At 64.2% G+C, this 19,406-nt stretch carries 15 protein-coding genes and 1 pseudogene; 11 read left to right on the plus strand and 5 right to left on the minus strand.

The genetic code is table 11. From position 1 onward, the window contains the following. The first annotated feature begins 47 nt into the window (after window positions 1-47). Genes LC062_RS09255 through LC062_RS09285 form a run of 7 tightly spaced genes read left to right on the plus strand, consistent with a single transcriptional unit; the run spans window position 48 to window position 7,142 of the window. The gene (locus tag LC062_RS09255) at window positions 48-1,406 is read left to right on the plus strand and encodes a sugar ABC transporter substrate-binding protein (RefSeq protein ID WP_224910747.1); all 1,359 of its coding nucleotides are present in this window, start codon (window positions 48-50) and stop codon (window positions 1,404-1,406) included. Between the two features lie 59 nt (window positions 1,407-1,465). Then, window positions 1,466-2,413 (plus strand): carbohydrate ABC transporter permease, encoded by a 948-nt coding sequence (locus LC062_RS09260; protein WP_224910748.1) that lies wholly within the window; start codon window positions 1,466-1,468, stop codon window positions 2,411-2,413. After that, window positions 2,413-3,462, plus strand: a complete 1,050-nt coding sequence (locus LC062_RS09265; protein WP_224910749.1) for a carbohydrate ABC transporter permease — start codon at window positions 2,413-2,415, stop codon at window positions 3,460-3,462. Before LC062_RS09260 ends, LC062_RS09265 begins: the two co-directional genes overlap by 1 nt. A 3-nt stretch (window positions 3,463-3,465) precedes the next feature. Continuing rightward, a complete protein-coding gene (locus LC062_RS09270; protein WP_224910750.1) occupies window positions 3,466-4,536 on the plus strand; it encodes an ABC transporter ATP-binding protein in 1,071 nt (356 codons plus the stop codon). Beyond that, on the plus strand, window positions 4,529-5,572 hold the full coding sequence (locus LC062_RS09275) for an endonuclease/exonuclease/phosphatase family protein (protein ID WP_224910751.1): 1,044 nt from the start codon (window positions 4,529-4,531) through the stop codon (window positions 5,570-5,572). Before LC062_RS09270 ends, LC062_RS09275 begins: the two co-directional genes overlap by 8 nt. Continuing rightward, on the plus strand, window positions 5,569-6,285 hold the full coding sequence (locus LC062_RS09280; protein ID WP_224910752.1) for a glycerophosphodiester phosphodiesterase: 717 nt from the start codon (window positions 5,569-5,571) through the stop codon (window positions 6,283-6,285). Before LC062_RS09275 ends, LC062_RS09280 begins: the two co-directional genes overlap by 4 nt. Next, on the plus strand, window positions 6,282-7,142 hold the full coding sequence (locus LC062_RS09285; RefSeq protein ID WP_224910753.1) for an endonuclease/exonuclease/phosphatase family protein: 861 nt from the start codon (window positions 6,282-6,284) through the stop codon (window positions 7,140-7,142). Before LC062_RS09280 ends, LC062_RS09285 begins: the two co-directional genes overlap by 4 nt. A gap of 65 nt (window positions 7,143-7,207) precedes the next feature. Here the strand turns inward: LC062_RS09285 and LC062_RS09290 are convergent, their stop codons facing one another. Then, a complete protein-coding gene (locus tag LC062_RS09290; RefSeq protein WP_224910754.1) occupies window positions 7,208-9,799 on the minus strand; it encodes a PAS-domain containing protein in 2,592 nt (863 codons plus the stop codon). A 13-nt stretch (window positions 9,800-9,812) separates the two neighbouring features. Between LC062_RS09290 and LC062_RS09295 the strand changes: the two genes are divergently transcribed. From LC062_RS09295 to dctP, 4 genes are all read left to right on the plus strand, one after another. Continuing rightward, window positions 9,813-10,139: a hypothetical protein gene (locus tag LC062_RS09295; RefSeq protein ID WP_224910755.1), complete on the plus strand. Its 327-nt coding sequence runs from the start codon at window positions 9,813-9,815 to the stop codon at window positions 10,137-10,139. A gap of 284 nt (window positions 10,140-10,423) precedes the next feature. Continuing rightward, entirely contained in the window at window positions 10,424-10,927 is a 504-nt protein-coding gene (locus LC062_RS09300; protein ID WP_224910756.1) for a TRAP transporter small permease subunit, read from the plus strand. Continuing rightward, a complete protein-coding gene (locus LC062_RS09305; protein WP_224910757.1) occupies window positions 10,917-12,242 on the plus strand; it encodes a TRAP transporter large permease in 1,326 nt (441 codons plus the stop codon). Before LC062_RS09300 ends, LC062_RS09305 begins: the two co-directional genes overlap by 11 nt. Before the next feature lie 17 nt (window positions 12,243-12,259). Continuing rightward, window positions 12,260-13,354, plus strand: a complete 1,095-nt coding sequence (gene dctP, locus LC062_RS09310; RefSeq protein WP_224910758.1) for a TRAP transporter substrate-binding protein DctP — start codon at window positions 12,260-12,262, stop codon at window positions 13,352-13,354. A 300-nt stretch (window positions 13,355-13,654) separates the two neighbouring features. Here the strand turns inward: dctP and cas2 are convergent, their stop codons facing one another. The 4 genes and pseudogenes from cas2 to LC062_RS09335 all read right to left on the minus strand — a co-directional run bounded on the left by cas2 (window position 13,655) and on the right by LC062_RS09335 (window position 19,396). Continuing rightward, window positions 13,655-14,029: a CRISPR-associated endonuclease Cas2 gene (gene cas2, locus LC062_RS09315; RefSeq protein WP_224910759.1), complete on the minus strand. Its 375-nt coding sequence runs from the start codon at window positions 14,027-14,029 to the stop codon at window positions 13,655-13,657. Continuing rightward, window positions 14,026-14,808, minus strand: coding sequence for a type II CRISPR-associated endonuclease Cas1 (gene cas1 / locus LC062_RS09320; protein WP_224910760.1), 783 nt, complete (start codon window positions 14,806-14,808; stop codon window positions 14,026-14,028). Before cas1 ends, cas2 begins: the two co-directional genes overlap by 4 nt. Before the next feature lie 200 nt (window positions 14,809-15,008). Continuing rightward, a pseudogene (cas9, locus tag LC062_RS09325) lies at window positions 15,009-18,326 on the minus strand (type II CRISPR RNA-guided endonuclease Cas9). 173 nt (window positions 18,327-18,499) lie between these two features. Beyond that, window positions 18,500-19,396: a LysR family transcriptional regulator gene (locus tag LC062_RS09335; protein ID WP_224910763.1), complete on the minus strand. Its 897-nt coding sequence runs from the start codon at window positions 19,394-19,396 to the stop codon at window positions 18,500-18,502. Window positions 19,397-19,406: the final 10 nt, after the last annotated feature.

The following is a 19,406-nucleotide window of genomic DNA, read 5'->3' on the forward strand; positions in this document are numbered from 1 at the left end:
AAGCTCCTCCTTCCATGCCACCCCGCGCCAACTCATGGAGCCATCGGATGACTTTTCGCAGCCTTATCGCGGCCGGCCTGGCCGCGGCGACCCTGACGGGCGCCGCCTCCCCCGCCTTCGCCGAGGAAATCACCCTCACCCTCTGGTCCCGCGCCGACCGCTCGGGCCCGCTGCGCGCCGGCAACATCGTCGAAGCGGCCAAGACCCTCAACCAGATGCTGGCCGCCAGCGGCTCCGACAAGAGCGTCAAGGTCGAGCTGATCGAGACCAACGCCAAGGGCTTCGATGCCGACGCCCTCGATGTGCTGAAGGCGCATTCGGTCGGCGACACGCCGGACATCATCGTCGCCGCCCATGAGTGGATCGGCTCCTTCGTGAAGGCCGGCCTGGCCGCCAATCTGGAAGAGCACATCGCCGCCAACCCGAGCCTTTACGACGACATCATCCCTGCCCTCTGGAACGCGGTCAGCTACAAGGGCGCGCGCTACGGCGTGCCGCAGGACGGCGAAGTGCGGATGTTCTTCCTCAACAACGACATGCTGCGCAAGGCGGGCAAGTCCGAGGAGTTCATCGCCAGCCTGCCGGCCAAGGTCAACGCCGGTGAGTTCACCATGGCCGACATGTGCACCCTCGCCGCCGAGGTGAAGGATGCCGGTGCCTCCGAGCTCGGTCTGGTGCACCGCCCGAACGTCGGTCCGGACTTCCAGATGGCGATGGCCGCCTTCGGCATCGACATGTACAACGATGAGGAAGCCCGCCTGCAGGTCTCCAAATCCGGCCTGGAAAAATACTATGGCTGGCTGAAGACCTGCGTCGATCAGGGCGCGATCCCCGCCGACATGACCAGCTATTCCTGGGACAGCGTCCATGCCGCGTTCCGCGGCGAGAAGGCGATGGCCAAGTTCCACGGCATCTGGAACCTCGGCGCCCAGCTCGAAGCCTTCGGCATTGATCCGCTCGACAAGGACGCCTATTTCAAGAAGATCACCTGGATCAACGCTCCGGCCGGCGAAAAGGGCGGCACGCCGAAGAACCTGTCGCATCCCATCGTCTATGTGGTCGGCGACACGCCGAACAAGGACCTGGCGGCGATGCTCGTGGCCCTTGCCTCCCAGCATGTGCCGAACACCCGCCACGCGGTCACCACCAACCACACGCCGATCAACTACGGCCAGATGGCCATGCCCGCCTTCCAGAAGGAAGGCTGGGGTCTGGTCGCCGGCGTGCCGCTGCTGGAATACGCCGAGTTCATGCCGAACCATCCGCGCGTCGGCCAGTACAACGCCATCACCTTCCAGGGCGTGCAGGCGGTGGAAACTGGCGAAATGACCGTGGATGAGGCGGTCGAGATGGTCCTCGAAGAGCTCGAAACCGAGCTTGGCGAAGACGTCATCATTCTCGACTGATCCCCTTTCATCCGGGGGGCGCGGCGCTGCCGTGCCCCCAACCATCCGGTTCCCAGCCCATGCCCTCCTCAGCTTCCGCGCGCCAGGCCAGCAACGCGCTCATCTTTCTCGGCCCGGCGATCCTTCTCCTGTTTGCCCTGCTCGTCGTGCCCATCGTCGTCGATCTGGTGGTCGCCTTCACCGACATGGCCCAGACGGTCACCATCGGCGAATTCACCACGCGCCAGTTCGACAAGCTGGTCCGGCCCAGCAAGGATGCCTGGTTCGGCTTCGAGCTGCGCGGCTCGTTCTACCGCGCGCTGTCGCTGACCGCGATCTACGTCTTCTGCACCCTGACGATCTTCAACATCACCTTCGGCCTGATCCTGGCGCTGACGACAACCGCCTTGAGCGACCGGCTCGGCGCGTTCTTCCGCGCGGTCTGGCTATTGCCGCGCATGTCCCCTTCCGTGGTTTACGGCCTGTTGTGGATCTGGGTGGTGGACCCGACCGAACGCGGGCTGCTCAATCAGGTCCTGATCAATGTCTTCGGCATGGAGCCGATCAACATGATGCTGGATCACCCGATGGTCCTGATCGTGATGGCAAACGGCTTCATCGGCGCCTCCATCGGCATGCTGATCCTGACCAGCGCCATTCGCTCGATCCCCAAGCATCTGTTTCACGCGGCGCGGGCCGACGGCGCCGGGCCGATGGCCATCACCTGGCACATCGTCCTGCCGGCACTGCGCTGGCCGCTCAGCTACATCACCGTGTTCCAGACCCTCTCTCTGCTGGTGAGCTTTGAGTACATCTTCCTGATCATGGGCGCCTCGCGCTCGACCATGACCATGGCGATGCTGGCCTATACCAAGACCCTCGCGCCGGACATCGGCTCTGGCCAATACGCCTATGGCGCGGCGATCACCCTGATCCTGATCGTCATCGGCATGGCAACGGCCATGTTCATGTGGCGCATGTCCAACATGAAGGCGTTGCTCGCCAAGCCGAAAATCGAGGTGCAGTGATGACCGCCATTGACTGGAACCGGCTCGCAACGCGAGCCCGGCGCGGCCGGCGTGTGCGCAGCGCCCTGCTGCTTGCCTTCCTGACGCTGGTGTCGCTGCCTGTGATCCTGCCGTTCTTCTGGGTGGTGGTGATCTCCGTCTCCGCCCGCACCGGCGGAGTCGAGGCCGCCGTCCTGTGGAAGGCCTGCGCCGTGCTGGTGCCTTGCGTTCTCGCCTATGCAGGCGTGCATACCTTCATCGCGTCCGTCCGCGCGCGGATCATCGCCGGCCTGTTGCTCGGCGGCCTTTGCCTCATCGGGCTTTACGTGCTGATCGGCGCGGACCTTCACCTCAACAACTACCGCTTTCTCGTCAATCCCAACCTGATCGAGGACATTCGCGGGGCGGCGACCATCGGCGGCCAGTTCCCCTGGGTTTGGGAAGCCTTCGGCAACTCGCTGCTGGTCGCCCTCACCTCCATGACCCTGAAGGTGATCGTTGCCACGCTGGCCGGCTACTACCTGTCGCGCTTTGCCTTTCGCGGCCGCTCCTTCTTCCTGCAAAGCCTTTTGCTGCTGGAAGTGTTCCACCCGTGGATGCTGACGATCCCGATCTTCCTGGTGATCTTCTGGGTCGGCCTGCTCAACACCCTCAGCGGTCCGATCCTGGTTCTCACGGTGATCGACCTGCCCTTCTACATCTTCATCATGAAGGGCTTCTTCGACGCGGTTCCCTGGGACATCGAGATGAGCGCGATGACCGATGGCGCGACCCGCCGTCAGGCGTTCCGCCATGTGGTCCTACCGCAGGTGCGCGGCGGCATCATCGCCATCTCCGTGCTCGGTTTCATCAAGGGCTGGGAGGAATACGTGTTCGTCACCGCCCTCCGGACCGGCAACTCCTACTGGGTGATGTCCACCTATCTCTACTATGTCGCGGAAGATGTCATGGGCGTCGACTATGGCCTCGTCGCCGCCGTCAGCGTGTTCTACATGCTGCCGAGCCTCCTGCTCTACCTCTTCCTCCAGAAATACCTCACGCAACTGACGCTTGGCGGCGTCAAAGGATAAATCATGGCCCGCGTCGATCTACAGAACGTCACCAAGGACTGGGGGACGGCCGTTGCCGTCGATGACATCAGCCTCGATCTCAAGGATGGCGAATTCGTCGCCGTTCTCGGCCCCTCCGGCTGCGGCAAGTCCACCACGCTGTTCATGCTGGCCGGCATCTACGCGCCGAGCAGCGGCGACATCCGTTTCGACGGCGCCCGCGTCAACGACGTGGAAGCACGCGACCGCAATGTCGGCATCGTGTTCCAATCCTACGCGCTCTATCCGAACATGACCGTCTTGCAGAACATCCTCTTTCCGCTGCGCTTCCAGAAGGTGCCCCGGACTGACGCGGAACGGGAGGCACGGGAGATCGCCCGGCTGGTGCAGATCGAAAACCTGCTCGACCGGCGCCCAGGGCAGCTCTCCGGCGGCCAGCAGCAGCGGGTGGCGCTCGCCCGCGCGCTGGTCAAGAAGCCGAACCTGCTCCTGCTCGATGAGCCGCTGTCCAACCTCGACGCCACCTTGCGCCTGTCCATGCGCGCGGAAATCCGCCGTATCCAGCGCGAACTCGGGGTGACGACCATCCTCGTCACCCACGACCAGATCGAGGCGACCACCATGGCCGACAGGATCATCTGCATGAATGCGGGCCGGGTCGAGCAGATCGGCACGCCGACCGATCTGTACCGGGCGCCGGAGACCACCTTCGTCGCCGCCTTCATCGGCTCGCCGCCGATCAACCTGATCGACGCCCGGCTTGCCGGCGACACGCTGGAGATCGGCGACAAGCGCCTGCGCGCGACCGGAGCCGGCACCGAGCACGGCGGCCCGGTCAAGCTGGGATTGCGGCCGGAGCATATCCGCGAGGCCGCGACGGGGCTGGCCGCGACGATCACCGCCAGTGAGCCGATGGGCCGGGAAACGCTCTACACCGCCGATACGCCGATCGGCTCCCTGCACTTCCTCGAAGCGACCTCGATGCCACGCCTTGCGCCCGGCGCGAAACTTTCCCTTACCTTCGATGGGGCCGACAGTCTAGTGTTCGACGCCGCGACCACGCGGCTGATGCATGGAGTTTGCGCCCATGTCTGAGCGCTCCACCTGGCCGGTCGTCACCGCCTCCTCCGCCACCCTGACGCCGCCGTCCGAAGACTGGCGCGCGGCCGCCAATAGCGGCACCGCCACGCCGGAACGGCATGCGGAGCTGCGCCGCACCTCCGGCTGTTTCGACCATGTGCGCCTCTGCCAGCCTGGCATCGCCGCCGCACCAGCCACCCGGCTGAGGGTGGTCTCCTGGAACCTGGAACGCTGCAAGCATGTGGAGCAAAGCGCCGCCGTTCTGGCTCGCGAGCAGGCGGATATCTGCCTGTTGACGGAGCTGGACCTGGGCATGGCGCGCGCCGGCAACCGGGACACCTCGGCGGAGCTGGCCGAACGGCTGGCCATGGGGGAGGCCTTCGGCACCGAATTCATCGAACTGGGGCTCGGCGATCAGCGCGAGCAGTCCGAGCACGCGGGCGAACGCAACCTGGGGGGCTTGCATGGCAACGCGGTGCTGAGCCGCCTTGCCATCGACCGGGCGGCATTGTTGCCGCTCGACGATGACGGTTTCTGGTACATCGACGCGGCGCAGCGCGATCAACGCCGCATCGGCAGCCGGATGGCGATCGCCGTACGCCACACGGCGCCCCGCCCGTTCTGGGTGGTGGCGGTGCATTTCGAAAGCCGCCTCGGTCCGGAGGAGCGCGGCCAGGAAATGGCGGCCCTGCTGGCGCATGTAGCTCAGCTTTGCGGCGACGAGCCGGTGCTGATCGGCGGCGACTTCAACAGCATCGGGCTAATGCATGCCGGGCTGGAGGGCGCGGCGCTGCTGGAACGCCCGCAAGACGCGGAACCGATGTTCGCCCGGCTTGCCGATGCCGGCTTCGACTGGCACACCTGCAACACCGCCGAGCCCACCACCCGCAACCATCCCTGGACGGCGGCCGATGACCGCAGGCTGAAGAAGATCGACTGGTTCTTCGCCCGTGGCCTTGCCTGTTCCGCCCCCGCCGTCGTCGCCGCCATCGGCCCCGATGGCAAAAACCTTTCCGATCACGAAGCAATCCGCGTGGAGATTTCGTTTTGACCCGCACGAAAATGGTCTGTCATCGCGGCGCCTGCCGGCTCGCGCCCGAAAACACCTTCGCCTCGGCGGAAAAGGCCCTGGAGCTGGGCGGCGCCTATATCGAACTGGACGTGCGCGAAAGCGCCGATGGCGTGCTCTACGTGATGCATGACCAGACCGTCGACCGCACCACCAACGGCTCCGGCGCAATCGCCCGGATGAGCTCGGCGGAGATCGACGCGCTCGATGCGGGAAGCTGGTTCGATCCCCGGTTTTCCGGCGAACGGGTGCCCCGCCTCGATGCCTTCCTGGAAAACCTCAAGGGCCGCGCCGGCGCCTATGTGGAGCTGAAGTGGTGCGACCCGGCGAAGCTGGCGCGGATGATCCGCGACCTCGGCATGGCCAAGGATATCTTCTGGTTCTCCTTCAAGCCGGAGATGCGCGCGGCCATGCGCGCGGCCGCCCCCGACATGCGGGCGATGATCACCCTCGACATTGCCCGCACCCCTTCCCTCGCCCGGCCGCTGTTTGGCGCGGCGATGGTCGAAATGGAGGTGGATGAGGCAACGCCGGCGGTGCTCGCCTCCTGCCGCGAGCTCGATCACGAGACCATGATCTACTACCCCGGTGAGGATCCGGCGGTGTTCCGGCAGATCGCCGAGGCCGGCGTCGACTATGTCAATCTTGACCAGCCCGCGCTCTATGCCGCGGCCGAGGCGGAGCTTTCGGCATGAGGATCATCAGCTACAACATCCAGTACGGCCTTGGCATCGATGGTCGCTACGACCTCGCGCGCATCGCCGACGAGATCCGCGATGGCGACATCATCGGCCTGCAGGAGGTCGAGCGCTACTGGCAGCGTTCGGGCATGGTCGATGAGGCGGAGGCGCTGGCCGCGCTGCTGCCGGACCATCATTGGGTCTATGGCGCCAATCTCGACATGGACGCCAGCTACCGCGATGAGGGCGGCAAGCTGGTCAACCGGCGGCGCCAGTTCGGCACCATGGTGCTGTCGCGCTTCCCGATCCTCTCCTCGCGCAACTTTCCACTGCCGAAATTCGGCACCCTCGACCAGCATTCGATCCAGCAGGGTCTGCTGGAAACGGTGATCGACCCGGGCATCGGGCCGATCCGCTTCTACAGCGTCCACCTCAGTCATCTGTGTTCGGAAACCCGCATGCCGCAGGTCGAGGCAATCCTCGACATCCTGCGCCGGGCCCCTGCGGAGGGCGGCGCCTGGTGCGGCGGGCACCCGGACCCGGCGGCAGGCTGGACGGAAGGCGAGATGCCGCCGATGCCGCGTGACGTGGTGCTGGTCGGCGACATGAACTGCACCAACACCAGCCCGGAATATACCACCCTCACCGGACCGATGACCGGCCGCTATGGCCGGCTGTGCAACACCGACGGGCTGGTGGATGCCTATGTGGCGGCCGGCAATGACGAAAACGGCGGCAGCAGCCATCCGGCCGGCAGCCGCATCGACCATTGCTTTGTCTCCGCCTCCCTGCGCCACCGGGTCCGCGCGGTCAGCATCGATGATACGGCGACCGGGTCGGACCACTGGCCGGTGCGGATCGATCTCGACTAAAAGGCCGCTCTCGCCGCCCGGAGCCTGGCGCGGAATTGCTTCCACGCCGAGCCATGACATCGGCGCTACAGCGCCTTGGTCTCCTGCGGCCGAAAGAGCCGATAGCCGTTGCCGCCCTCTTGCTTGACCTGATAGAGGGCGGCATCGGCATTTCTCATGACGGCACGGATATCGCTTGCTCCGGTCGGCATGCGGGCAATGCCCAGGCTGACGCCGACCGACGCCAGGTTCTCGCCGACATCGACAGCCTGCCCCAGGGTCTCGATGATCCGCCCGGCGATGCCCGCAAGCTCGCGGTCCTCGACCTTTTCCAGAATGACCGCGAATTCATCGCCGCCGAACCGGGCGACTAGATCCGTATCGCGAACGGACTTGCGAAGACGCCGCGCCACCTCCTCAAGCAGCGCATCGCCGGCCCCATGGCCATAAGTATCGTTCACGGCCTTGAACCGGTCGAGGTCCAGCAGCATCAGCACATAGCCTGCGGTCCCGCCGGCCGCGTCGGCAACTGCATCTTCAAGGCGCCGGTTGAACAGCGAGCGATTGGCGAGACCGGTCAGCGTGTCATGATGCGCCGCATGCAGGATCCGTTCGGAAGCCTTGTCCTGCTCCGTCACATCCTCGTGGGTGCCGATCCAGCCCCCATCGGGTAACGGAGCGTGGACCGTGAGAACGGTACGGCCACAGCCCAGATGGAACCGCACCCGCACCACCTCGCCAGCCTGCAGCCGCGCCCGCAGGTCCGCCACGTAACCCGCTACATCCCCTTCGAAATCCCCCCGCGCCTTCTTGGCCTCGACCAACTCGGTCAGGGGGGCGCCGGTCCACGCCTCCTCGGGATTCATCTCGAACAGGTCGATATACTGACGGTTCCAGAGCACCAGACGGCCCTCGCCGTCGAACACACTCACCCCCTGGTTCATGTTCGCAAGGGTGATTTCAAGCTCGGTCGATTTCTCCCGCGCGATCCGTTCATTCTCGATATAGCGCCGCTCGGTCTGCTTGCGTTCGGTGATGTCCGCGAAGGTCAGCACAAGGCCGCCTCCGGGGACCGGCGTGCCCTTGATTTCAAGAACCGTCCCATCCGGTCGCACCCGCTCGTAGCTGTGCGCCTCGCCGCTGCACAGGCGCTCCACCCGCTCGCGGATAATCGTATCGGCCTCGCCCTCGCCATACTCGCTGCGGTTCACATTGAACCGGAAATAGGCTTCCAGATCCGGTTTTTGCGCCAAAAATTCGTCGGGAAGGTCAAGCAGTTGCTTGAACGCCTCGTTATAGGCCTGCAACCGCATGTCCCGATCGAAGAAGACGACGCCGCCCGGAAAGTTTTCGAACACGCCAGCCAGCATGTCCGCCTGACGCTTCCCGTCGGTAATATCGGTCAATGAGACGACCATCGCCGCCTCGCCATCCTCATACCGCTCGGCGATCCGCACCACGTTGATCGTCAACCAGCGCTGGCCCGTCTCGCCATCACCGCAAAGGCCTAGGGTCGCGGTTTTCGCTTCCTCGGCTTCCAGAACACGCAGGAACGGATTGCCCTGCTCCCCCCCCACGCTCGTATCCGGACCAAACAACCGAGCGATTTCACCGATATGCGCCGTGGCCAGTTGCTCCGCCGACAGGCCGAGAATCCGGCAGGCGGCCGGGTTGTAAGAGCAGATCTGCCCATCCCGCCCCAGGACGAGAATCCCCTCCGTCAGAGCCTCGAGCGTCGATTTGTAAAGGGTTTCGGACCGACGAATGTGCAGATCCGCGGCTTTTTGCGGTGTGACGTCACGAATGGCGCCCACAAGGCGACAGACCTCGTCATTTTCGACGATAACCCGCCCCACCGCATGGACCCAGCGCGGGCGACCGGTGGCGGTGCGGAACGGCACTTCAAGGTCCCAGCCCGCGCCATCGGTCTGGCAGCGCCCGATGGCCTCGGTGATTTTCGTCCGCGCTTCCAGCGGATAAAACGCCAGCGCCGTCTCCAGCGTGGGCTGATAATCCTCAGCGACTTCGTGGATCTGCCGCGTCTGCCGGGTCCAGGTCACCTGGCGCGTTTTCATATCCAATTGCCAGCCGCCGACGCCGGCCACACCGACGACGTCCTCCAACAACGCCAGCCGTTCCCGGTGTTTCTGGTTCAGGCGGTCGGCCTCGGCTCTGGCCCGCGTCACCTCCAGCGCATGTGCATGCGAGCGGATCAGGCCTTCCACGGCCGTTGCCAGCCGGCAGAGCTGGCGCATCTGCGCCTCGCTCGGCTGACGCGGCACATAGTCGACCACACACAAGGCACCGAGGCGATGCACGCCGTCGATCGAAACCGGGCAGCCGGCGTAAAAGCGGACATACGGATCGCCGGTGACCAGCGGATTGTTACAAAAGCGGGGATCCTTGGTGGCATCCGGCACGATCAATGGGCTCGCGCTACGAATGGTCCAGTTGCAAAAGGCAACATCCATCGGAGTGCCGTCGAGGTCGATCCCACAGCGGGCCTTGAACCACTGGTAGTCATCATCCACCAGCGATACCAGCCCTATCGGGCAGTCGAAAATCTCAGCAACAGCTTCGACGATGGCATCGAATTCCGGCGTGCGCTCCGTGTTCAGGATCGCGATCGCACGCAATGCCTCAAGACGCTTGGCCTCATTTTCCAAAATACCATGCATCGACTTCGGAGCCTTGTCCTTACAGGTCAGCAATAGCTCAGAGCAATTGACAAACCCTGAAATACTTCCCTCCAACACCGCCGGCTTGCCTTTACCGCCGATGCTCGCCCCCACCGGAACGCAATCGTTCATCTACGAAAAAACACGTAATGCCATCCGCCGCCGCCAAAGGCAAATCCACAAGCGGCCGATCGGCGGATCGGGCGCCGCCGTCCCCTTTTCGGACGCTTGCGCCTATTCGCCGGTGCACAGCTGCGGGAAAGCTGTCGGGATCGGGCACGAACGTCTTGCGACATGCGGCCATCTGGCTATCATGAGCGGCAACCATCCCGATATGTGACCATATCGCTGACCTTTCAGATCAAACCGACACACGCCTGAATGTTTCCCACTCATTCTCACTGCCCATAAGGTCGAACTCGGGCCGTCCGAACACAGACAGCTCTCGTCAGAATCCCCCGCGGAGGAGGGGCTTCGGTTCTGACGATGGTTTTTCAGGACGCGCCCCAAAGGATATTGACGTTACATATTATTGTCGCACAACTTGGTCAGCATGGGAGCTGATTCAAGAATTCGATAAGAAGAACCGCTCAGGCGTGAACGGTCTTAATGCAGGGAGGATTAATGCTGTTCCGCTTTATCGACGGCATAAATGAGGTTGTGGGACGGGTCGTCTGTGTCATTGCCATCATTTTTGCGGGTATCATCATCTATGACGTCATCATGCGCTACGCATTCAACGACCCAACCCGCTGGGCCTTTGACGTTTCCAAACAGATGTTCGGGTTCTACTTTGTCCTGCTTGGCGGCTATGCGCTGCGCCATCAGGCGCATGTGAAGGTCGACCTCATCACCGGCGCGCTCCGGCCGACGCCGCGCCGCTGGATCGAGGCCGCCGGGTATCCGATCTTCTTCTTCCCCTTCGCCTGGGTGTTCTTCACCCGCTCCTGGGAGTTCGCCCAGCGCTCCTGGGCGCAAGGCGAGACAACCTACGGCTCCGTGCAATTGCCGGTCTATCCGCTGAAGATCGCCATGTGCGTGGCCGCCGGGCTCTTGCTGCTGCAGGGAATTTCCGAGTTCCTCAAGCTGGTCCTGAACAGGGAAGAGTACAACCGACATGACGCCTGATCTCATTGCAGCTTCCATGTTCGGCCTGTTGCTGCTGGGCCTGTTCATGGGGCATCCGCTGGCCTTCGTCCTTGGCGGCACAGCGGTTCTCGGCGCGCTGATCGCCGGCAAGCCGCTGGTTCTGGGCATCGTCATCAACCGTATCTTCGGCGATGTGCTGGACAACTACACCCTGATCGCCATTCCGCTGTTCGTGCTGATGGCCCGGTTCCTGTCCGATTCCGGCGTCACCGACCGCATGTTCGAGACCCTGCGACTGCTGATGTCCAATGTGCGCGGCGGCCTCGCCCTTGCCGTGGTCTTCATCTCGATCCTGCTCGCGGCGACGACCGGCATCATCGGCGCCTCGATCACCGTGATGGGCGTGATGGCGCTGCGGCCGATGCTGCAATACGGCTACAGCCCGCGGTTGACGACCGGCGTGATCGCATCTTCGGGCTGCCTCGGCATCCTGATCCCGCCATCGATCATGCTGATCCTGATGGCCAGCTACTCGCCGCTTTCGGTCGGCGAGCTGTTCGCCGGTTCGATGGTTCCGGGCGTGTTGCTCGGCCTGCTGTACGCTGGCTGGGTCGCCGTCGTCGCCGTGCTGCGGCCCGACATGGCGCCGTCGGTGGAGCCGGACGAGAAGGTCAGCCGGGGTCAGCTCCTGCGTCTTCTGGCGATTGAGGCGGCCCCGCCGCTGGTGTTGATCCTCGGCATTCTCGGCAGCCTGCTGGCGGGTATCGCCACCGCGACCGAGGCCTCGGCGATCGGTGCGGCGCTGGCGCTGGGGATCGTCATCCTGCGCGGCAAGTTCCGGCTCGATACCTTTTACGGCGCCCTGAAGGAGACCGGCCGCACCTCGGCGATGATCCTGTTCATCGTCATCGGCGCCACCGCGTTCACCGGTGTCTTCAACATCACCGGCGGCTTGCGTGCGGTGCAGGAGATCATCCGTGCGCTGGACATGGAGCCCTGGCTGCTGATCACGATGATGATGTTCATCGTCTTCCTGCTGGGCGCCTTCCTCGACTGGACCGGCATCGTGCTGCTGTCCTTCCCGATCTTCCTGCCGATCGTGCAGGAGATGAACATCAACCTGTTGTGGTTCGTCGTTTTGATGGCGGTGGTTCTTCAGACATCGTTCCTGACCCCGCCCTTCGGCTATGCGCTGTTCTACTTGCGCGCCATAGCCCCAAGGGAGGTCAAAACGGCCGATATCATCATGGGGGTCCTGCCTTTTATCGGCTTGATCATCATGATGTGCATCGTCGTGGCCCTGTTCCCCGCATTGGTGACATGGCTGCCGGACGTTCTTTACGCGACCAAATAAGAGTGGGAGAATCTTATATGCTTAAAGCAACGAAGCTGATGGCCGGCGTGGCCCTGCTGGCCCTTGTCGGCAGCCCGGCCAGTGCCGGCGACACGTGGACCATGACCACGACCTGGCCCTCCTCGCTTGAATTGATCGCCACCGATCAGCACTTCGTGGAGCTGGCCAACAAGCTGACCGGCGACGACCTCAAGATCGACTTCTACGAAGGCGGCAGCCTGGTGCCCGCCGGCGAGGTGTTCGGCGCGGTCGAATCCGGCACCATCCAGGCCGGCGCCGACTGGCCGGGCTACTGGGCCGGCCGCGACCCCGCCTTCTCGCCGCTCGCCACCACCGCGAGCCTGTTCAACGCCGTCGACTACGTCAACTGGATCCAGCAGTGGGGCGGCGCCAAGATCTATGACGAGGTTTATGGCAAGTTCGGCATGGTCTACCTGCCCTATGGCGTGACCAACAACGAATCCGGCTTCCGCACCAACTCGCCGATCCGCACGCTGGAAGACCTCAAGGGCAAGCGCCTGCGCCTGTCCGGTCTGGAGCAGGGCCGTCTGCTGGAGCAGCTCGGCGGCAATCAGGTGTCGATGGCCGGCGGCGAGATCTACCAGTCGCTGGAACGCGGCGTGATCGACGGTGCCGAATTCTCCACGCCGAACGTGGACTACTCCGGCGGCTTCCATCAGGTCACGACCCACTGGGCGACCCCGGGCTGGCACCAGTCCGCCTCGGTGTTCGGGGTGATGATCAACAAGCAGGCCTGGGACGCGCTGTCGCCGGAGACCCAGGAGAAGCTGAAGATCGCGGCCGACGCCACCTTGCTGTGGTCGCTCGCCTTCACGGAAAAGCGCGCCTCGGAAGCCTACCGGCAGTTCCAGGAAGCGGGCGTCGAAATCACCCGCTATGACGACGAGACGCTGGAGAAGGTCCAGCTGATGGCAAACAAGGTGATCGAGGACACCGCCTGCGAGAACCCGTCCTCGGCCAAGGTCTACCTCAGCCAGCTCAGCTACCTGCAGGATTACAGCGGCTGGCGCGATGCCTCCGCGCCGTTCAATCTCGGCCGCACGCCGAACGGTCCGGATCTGGAGAAGATCCGCGCCTGCGCCGAAAAGTAATCGGCAACCTTGCTCTGAAGCGCCGGGGTGTCTGGGCTGAGAAGCCCGACGCTCCGGCGTTTTCCGTTTGGCCCCGCGTTTTCTGAACTGCTACCGTTGCGGGTTTCCTCGATCCGCCGCGCCATGGGTTGCGGTTGGCCTGCGTTTTCTGAACTGCTACCGTTTACGGCAACAATCTCTCCCCCGCGGATAGTTGCGGTTGGCCTGCGTTTTCTGAACTGCTACCGTAGATAAGGGCCCAATCCCTTGAAAACCCAAGCGGATTGGGCCTTTCTCGGCGGCAAATTCGCCCAGCCTTTGCTAGAAAAGCGCGATCTGTTCGGGATTCTTTTTGCGCGCGCGGCGCGACTGATCGCTGAAGCGAACGATGTTTTCGTATTGCCGATCGGTAAATTGAAAGATGAAGACATCGCCCCGCTCCGGCAGATTGGCTTCGATCCGGCGCACATGCGTCTCGAACTGCTCCAGGCCGTTCACCAGCCGCAGATAATTCGACAACTGGCTCATTTCAAAACCCTGATCCAGCAGATATTGCCGGAATTTGGTCGCGGCGGCACGCTGTTTCTTCGTCTCCACCGGCAAGTCAAAGGTCACGAGCATCCACATCAGCCTGTAAGCGGACAGGTATGTCGGCGCCGTCCGCTCTCCCCGTTTCTGTGTGTAAAGCGTGGTCATGACAGCGCCTCCCCTTCCCGGCCCAGACCGACGAGGACAAGCGGTTCGGGCGCACGCGGCAGGTCGAGCTCACCCTTTCCCGCCTGAAAGGCTGCACCGAGCTGTTGTGCCAGCCGGGCCGCATGAAGATGCAGCGGTGTCATGCCCTGAACACTGGCGAGGTCGAACCCGCTCAAAGCCGCCAGCACACGCTTGGCCTCGGGCGTCACCGTCTCGGTGCCGTCGCGGCTGAGGTTGAAAACCAGACGGTCGACCAGCGGCCGGTACGGCTCCATCAGATCGTCGGCCAGCGCGAAGGCATTGCCGCGATTGCTGTGGTGCAGCCCGATGGTGGGGTGCAATCCGGCGGCGCAGATGGCCCGGGCCACCGTCGCCCGCAGCACCGTGTAGCCATAGTTCAGCAGCGCATTCACGCCGTCGCCACCGGTGTCGCGGCGGAATTCCGGGCCCATCAAGGCCTGCCAGTAACGACGCGCGGCCTGCGCCTCCACATTATCCGGATCGCCCGAGCGCACCTTGCGCGCCAGAAGGTCGAAGGCCCCCGCTTCACCGCCGGCGGAGGCGAGCACCGCCCCTTGCATCCGGATCTTGGCGGCGACGATATCGCGCCAGAGGCGCTTTGACAGAGGGCGTGCCGCCCCGACTTGGGCATTCAGCCGGGCGCCTTGCGCGTGATGCCCCTCCAGCGGCCAGACGCAGGCAATCGGCGCATGATTGGCCGCACACAGCACCACCGGCACGGACCGTTCGGCCAGACGGTGAAAACGGTGTTCGACCAACTCAACCCATGGGCATGGGCAATGACCGCGCCAATGTCATCGAGCGCCACGCGCCCCTGTTCCTCACGGTCCTTCGAGACCGTGAGGAACCCCCGGTGGACGGCCACATGCAGGCCGTCGGATGACAGATCGACCACGCGTTGCATGGAGACATACTACCACCAGATGCGACCTGCCGCGCGCGCAAGGTTAATCCGTGGTTAATCCGGCGCCTTCTCCCACCATGCGCCCGGGTCGAACACCTGGCCGATTTCATCGATGCGCACCTGGCGCGCCCGGTCCCGGCGCAGGGTCGAGGCCCCGCGAGAGATATATTTGAACGGGTCCTGCTTGTCGGCATCACGGCTCTTCAGAGCACCCGCCTCGTGATGATCGCAAAGTATCAACTGACCACTCTCGGCGAATTTCACCACGCGGCAGAGCCGGCGCCCGTCCTCGCCCTCCAGCGCCACGCAGTCACCCTGCTGCAGGCTGAAAACCTTCTTCGCCGTCGGGTGCTCGGCACGCAAGGGCGAACACCACCCCGGCTGGTGCGCATCGAAGGTGGAGACCACCTCCGCCTTCCATTTGCCATCAAGCAACTGCCAGACGTCGTAGCGGTGATTGCTGTCGCCCTTGTAGCCCTTGTAGGCACGGCCATTGGCATCGCGGATCGGGATCGTTTTCAGCGGCTCGACCACCCGCACATGGCGGATGCCGGCGAATTTGTCGTCTTTCTCGATGAACCGCTGCACCGCCGCCTCGAAGGCCTTGCCTTCGGTGTCGCGCGTTGCCTCCCACAGCCGGTCGCGCAATTCCGAATGACCATGGGCGTTGCCGCGGATCGCCATCAGGTCCGCCGGCTTCTTGAAATGCGACAGCGGCACCCGCCGCACCACCAGATCGTTCCCCTTGGCGTCTTTTTCGCCGGTGTAGCCATAGGCGGTGTCGTTGTGCAGCTTGCCGGCGGTCTGGCCGCGCCCGTTGGCATAGCCGCCGCGCGACACGGTGCCATGATCGGGCTTGTGGCTGACGGTGGTGGCGCGCACCTTCTCGCGCAGCTCGTCACGGAAGGTCGGCCAGGGCGGCCGGACCTCGCGGGCAACCCGCTCCGCCCCCTCAGTTTCCGCCCGGGCGGAGGCCGAGGCCAGCTTCTGGATCAACGCCCGCGAGGTGCAAGCGATCACCGCCGCATCGATGGCATGGTGGCGATGGTCGAGCCGGTTCTTGGATTTCACCACCTCGGCGTGATTGTGGTCGTAGAGAAGATCGTTGAGGCCCCAGTTGCGGCGCAGCATCTCGGTCATGCGCCCGGGCAGCGCCCGTACCCGGCTGTGCTGACGGAACACCCCGTCAATGCCCGCTTCCTCCGCCGGGTAGAGCGCCGCCAGATAGGTGAGCGCCAACCGCGACATGTATTGCATGTCGGTCACCTGCCGGGCGAGGAAGCCCTCCTCCTCGCCATGGCGTGTCATGGCATCCTCGGCGAAGCGCCATTGCTTGTTTTTCGGCAAGGTGGTGGCGCGGGCGAGGATCTCGTCATAGCGGCCCCGCCACTGCGGCACCTCCGCCGGCGCGCGGTTGCGCTTTTCCCGGTTGCAGGGCTGGCAGCAGAGCAGTTTGTTGCCCTCGCCGTCATCCAGGGTTTTGGAATAGGGCAGGATATGATCCACATCGGCCTCGCCATTGAACAGCATGTTGCCGCTGATCGGCTTGCCGCAATAGATGCAGACCCGGTTGACCGGTTGGGGGTTGAGCTCTTCCCAGAGCTTCAGCCGCAAGCGGTTGTAGCCGGTATCGGGCTGCTTGTGGGTTTCGATCAGCTTCTCGGACCGCTCCTTCGCCGCCCTGGTATTCGCGCCGATCCGCTTGTTGACCTCCTGCCGCTTCTGCTCGTTCAGCTTCAACTCGCGCCCCAGCTCGATGGCGATGCGGTTCGGGCGGCCATGCTTGGCGATGACGCCATTGACCACGCGGCGCAGTTGGTTGAGGGCAATATGCACCGTCGGATTGGTGATGCGGCCCATCACCTCGTCCCATTCCGGGGCCTTGGGGTCGGCCTTGCCGCCGGTGCCGGGGGGAATGTGCCGCTCCAGGATCTGCTGATACTTCGGCAAATCCTCCTCCGCCTCGCGGTTGGGATCGCCTTGCGAGTTGGTGCGGCCATAGACCCGGATCGCCGCCTCCGCCTCGGTGATGACGAAGCCGTTGTCGTCCACGCCTCGGGTCATTTCGTCGAGCAGTGAGGACAGCGCGGTCTCGCCCAGCCGACCGAAGCCCTCCGGCACAACGGTATCGGCAACAGCGCGGGCGTTATCAGCGGCAAGACCGCAGTCGGTGCGCAGCCAGACGATCAGCTCATCCCGGTCGCTCGCGGTGCGCAGCCGTTCCGTGATCTCCGCCTGGCGGGCCATCGGCAGCGCGCTCCAGTCATTGCCGAAACACTCCGGCCGCGACAGGCGGAAATACACCACATCGCCATCAAGGCCCTAGCGGTTGTCGCTTTCCTTGTTGAAGCGGACCTCCTTGCCGAGCTTCAACTGGCGCCGCAGCTTGGAAAAGGGCGCATTGCCCTGTTTGTTGAGGCCGGTGCGCAGCAGCAGGACCAGCGCGTCGCGCTGCTCGGGCGTCAGCTTCCGGTGTTTCTGGTCCTCGCCGACGATTTCCAGCTCGTTGACCTCCTTCATCAGCCGGAAGGCCTGAAACAGCGGATGCGCCTTCGGCAGGCGGCTTTCCGCCGGGTTGTAGGAGCATCTGCCCGGGATCACCGGCCGCAAGGGCCGCTGGTGGAAGATCACCTCGCGCAGCTCCGCCACCAGCCCCTCGGTGAGAAGGTCGGCGTGAAACAGCCGCTGCCGGTCGCAGATGCGGTCGAACTCCCGCTCCAGAACGGCGCGCGAGGGGTAGAAATCATAGCCCTTGCCGTCGGCGGTCATGCGGGCGCGCACGGACAGGCCGGCGCGGCGGCGCATGTCGAGCCATTCGCCGAAGCTGCGGGCCTGGTCCTCCAGCATCCGCTCTTCCAGACGGGTCACGGCGGCGGCGATCTTGCCCTGCTCCGCATCGTTGCTGTCGGTCTTGCGGTTGGACTTGAAGCCGCGCCGCTGATTGAGCTGAAACAGCACCCGCCCCAGCTCATGCGGCGTCAAGGCATGGTCGAGCGCGCGGGCGCGCAAGGCATGGACGGAGGCGTCCAGATCGCCGCCCTTGCCGTCGGAGGTCTCCTTCAGCAACCGAGCCCGCGCCTCGGGCTCCGCCGGCATCAGGCCGCTTTCGGTCAGAAGGTCAAGCAACCGGGCGCGGCGCTTCAGATAGCGGTCGCGGCGGCGGCGCATGCCGCGCGCCTCGCGCCGGGCCACCGCCAGCGAGGCCTTCGACTGCGGGTCACGGCCAGCCATTTCCGCCTGCGAGAAGATCCGCACGCCGATGTCGACAATGCGCCCCTCCTCCCGCGCGCCGGGCTCGCCCGTGGTTTCGATCAGGCACCAGCCCAGCGAGTTGGTTCCAAGGTCGAGGCCCAGAGTGGTAATTTTCGTCATCCCATCCCCCAGATTGCTCACGGCAGGATTGACAAAAACGACGCCATGTACAATATTGGTTGCGTTCAGAAAACGCAGTCCAGCCGTTAACAAGCTGAGATATGCACCAGATAAGGTCAGCGCTCCGGCGCTGGCTTTTTTGGTTTCCGGCGCCCCCTGCTGCCCCTAGCTCCTTAGGCGTCCTGATAGCGCTCCACGTAGCGTTCGAAGGTCTCGACCAGTGCGGCACATTCGCCGCTCAGCTTGTCGCCAAGGGGCTTGATGATCGAATACTCGAAGCGCTCAATGACCTCGATCGGCCGGACAATGCCGCCCATGCGCGCGTGATCTTCGGCGGTGAAGGCATCGATGATGCCAACGCCGATGCCGCGCAGCACCAGCGCGGAGACGATATGCGACAGGTAGGATTTCATCTTCGGCAGTGGCGGGTGGCGCATCTTGGCGAACAGCCGGTCGAAGGTCCGCCCGGACATGGTGGAATCGACGAAGCCGACGAAATCGAGCCCTGACAGATCGCGCAGGCGGATCACCTGCCGCGCGCCCAGCGGATGATCCGGCGGGGCAATAAAGCGGAAGGGCACGGATCCGCTGCGGATCACGTCGATTTCGAACTTGTGCTGGCTCGGAATGCCAAAGCCGATCTGACACTGGCGCAGTGCCACCTGCCGCACCACTGGCAGGGTCGTCATCGACAGGAACTCGGCGCGAAATTCCGGCCGTTCCGCCAGCATCAAGGCGACCACCTCGGGAAGCGCGGACTGGGCGATGGCCGGTGCCGCGGCAATCGTCAGGGTCGCCCGGTGCCCCTGCTTGATCTGTGCCGCCGCCCGTTCGATCTGGGTCAGGCCGACGAAGCTGCGCTCGACCTCGGTCCAGAGTTCGTGCGCCTCGCGGGTGGCGACGACACGGCCGCCGTAGCGGCGAAACAAGGACAACTCAAGCCGCTCCTCAAGGTCGCGGATCAAGCGGCTGACCGCCGGCTGAGAGACCGCCAATTCCTCGGCGGCTGCGGAGACCGTGCCGGTGCGCATGACGGCCTGAAACGCCTCGAGTGAACGTTGCGACAGCATTTTCGCTATA

The organism is Stappia indica, assembly GCF_020177335.1.
GTDB lineage: Bacteria > Pseudomonadota > Alphaproteobacteria > Rhizobiales > Stappiaceae > Stappia > Stappia indica_B.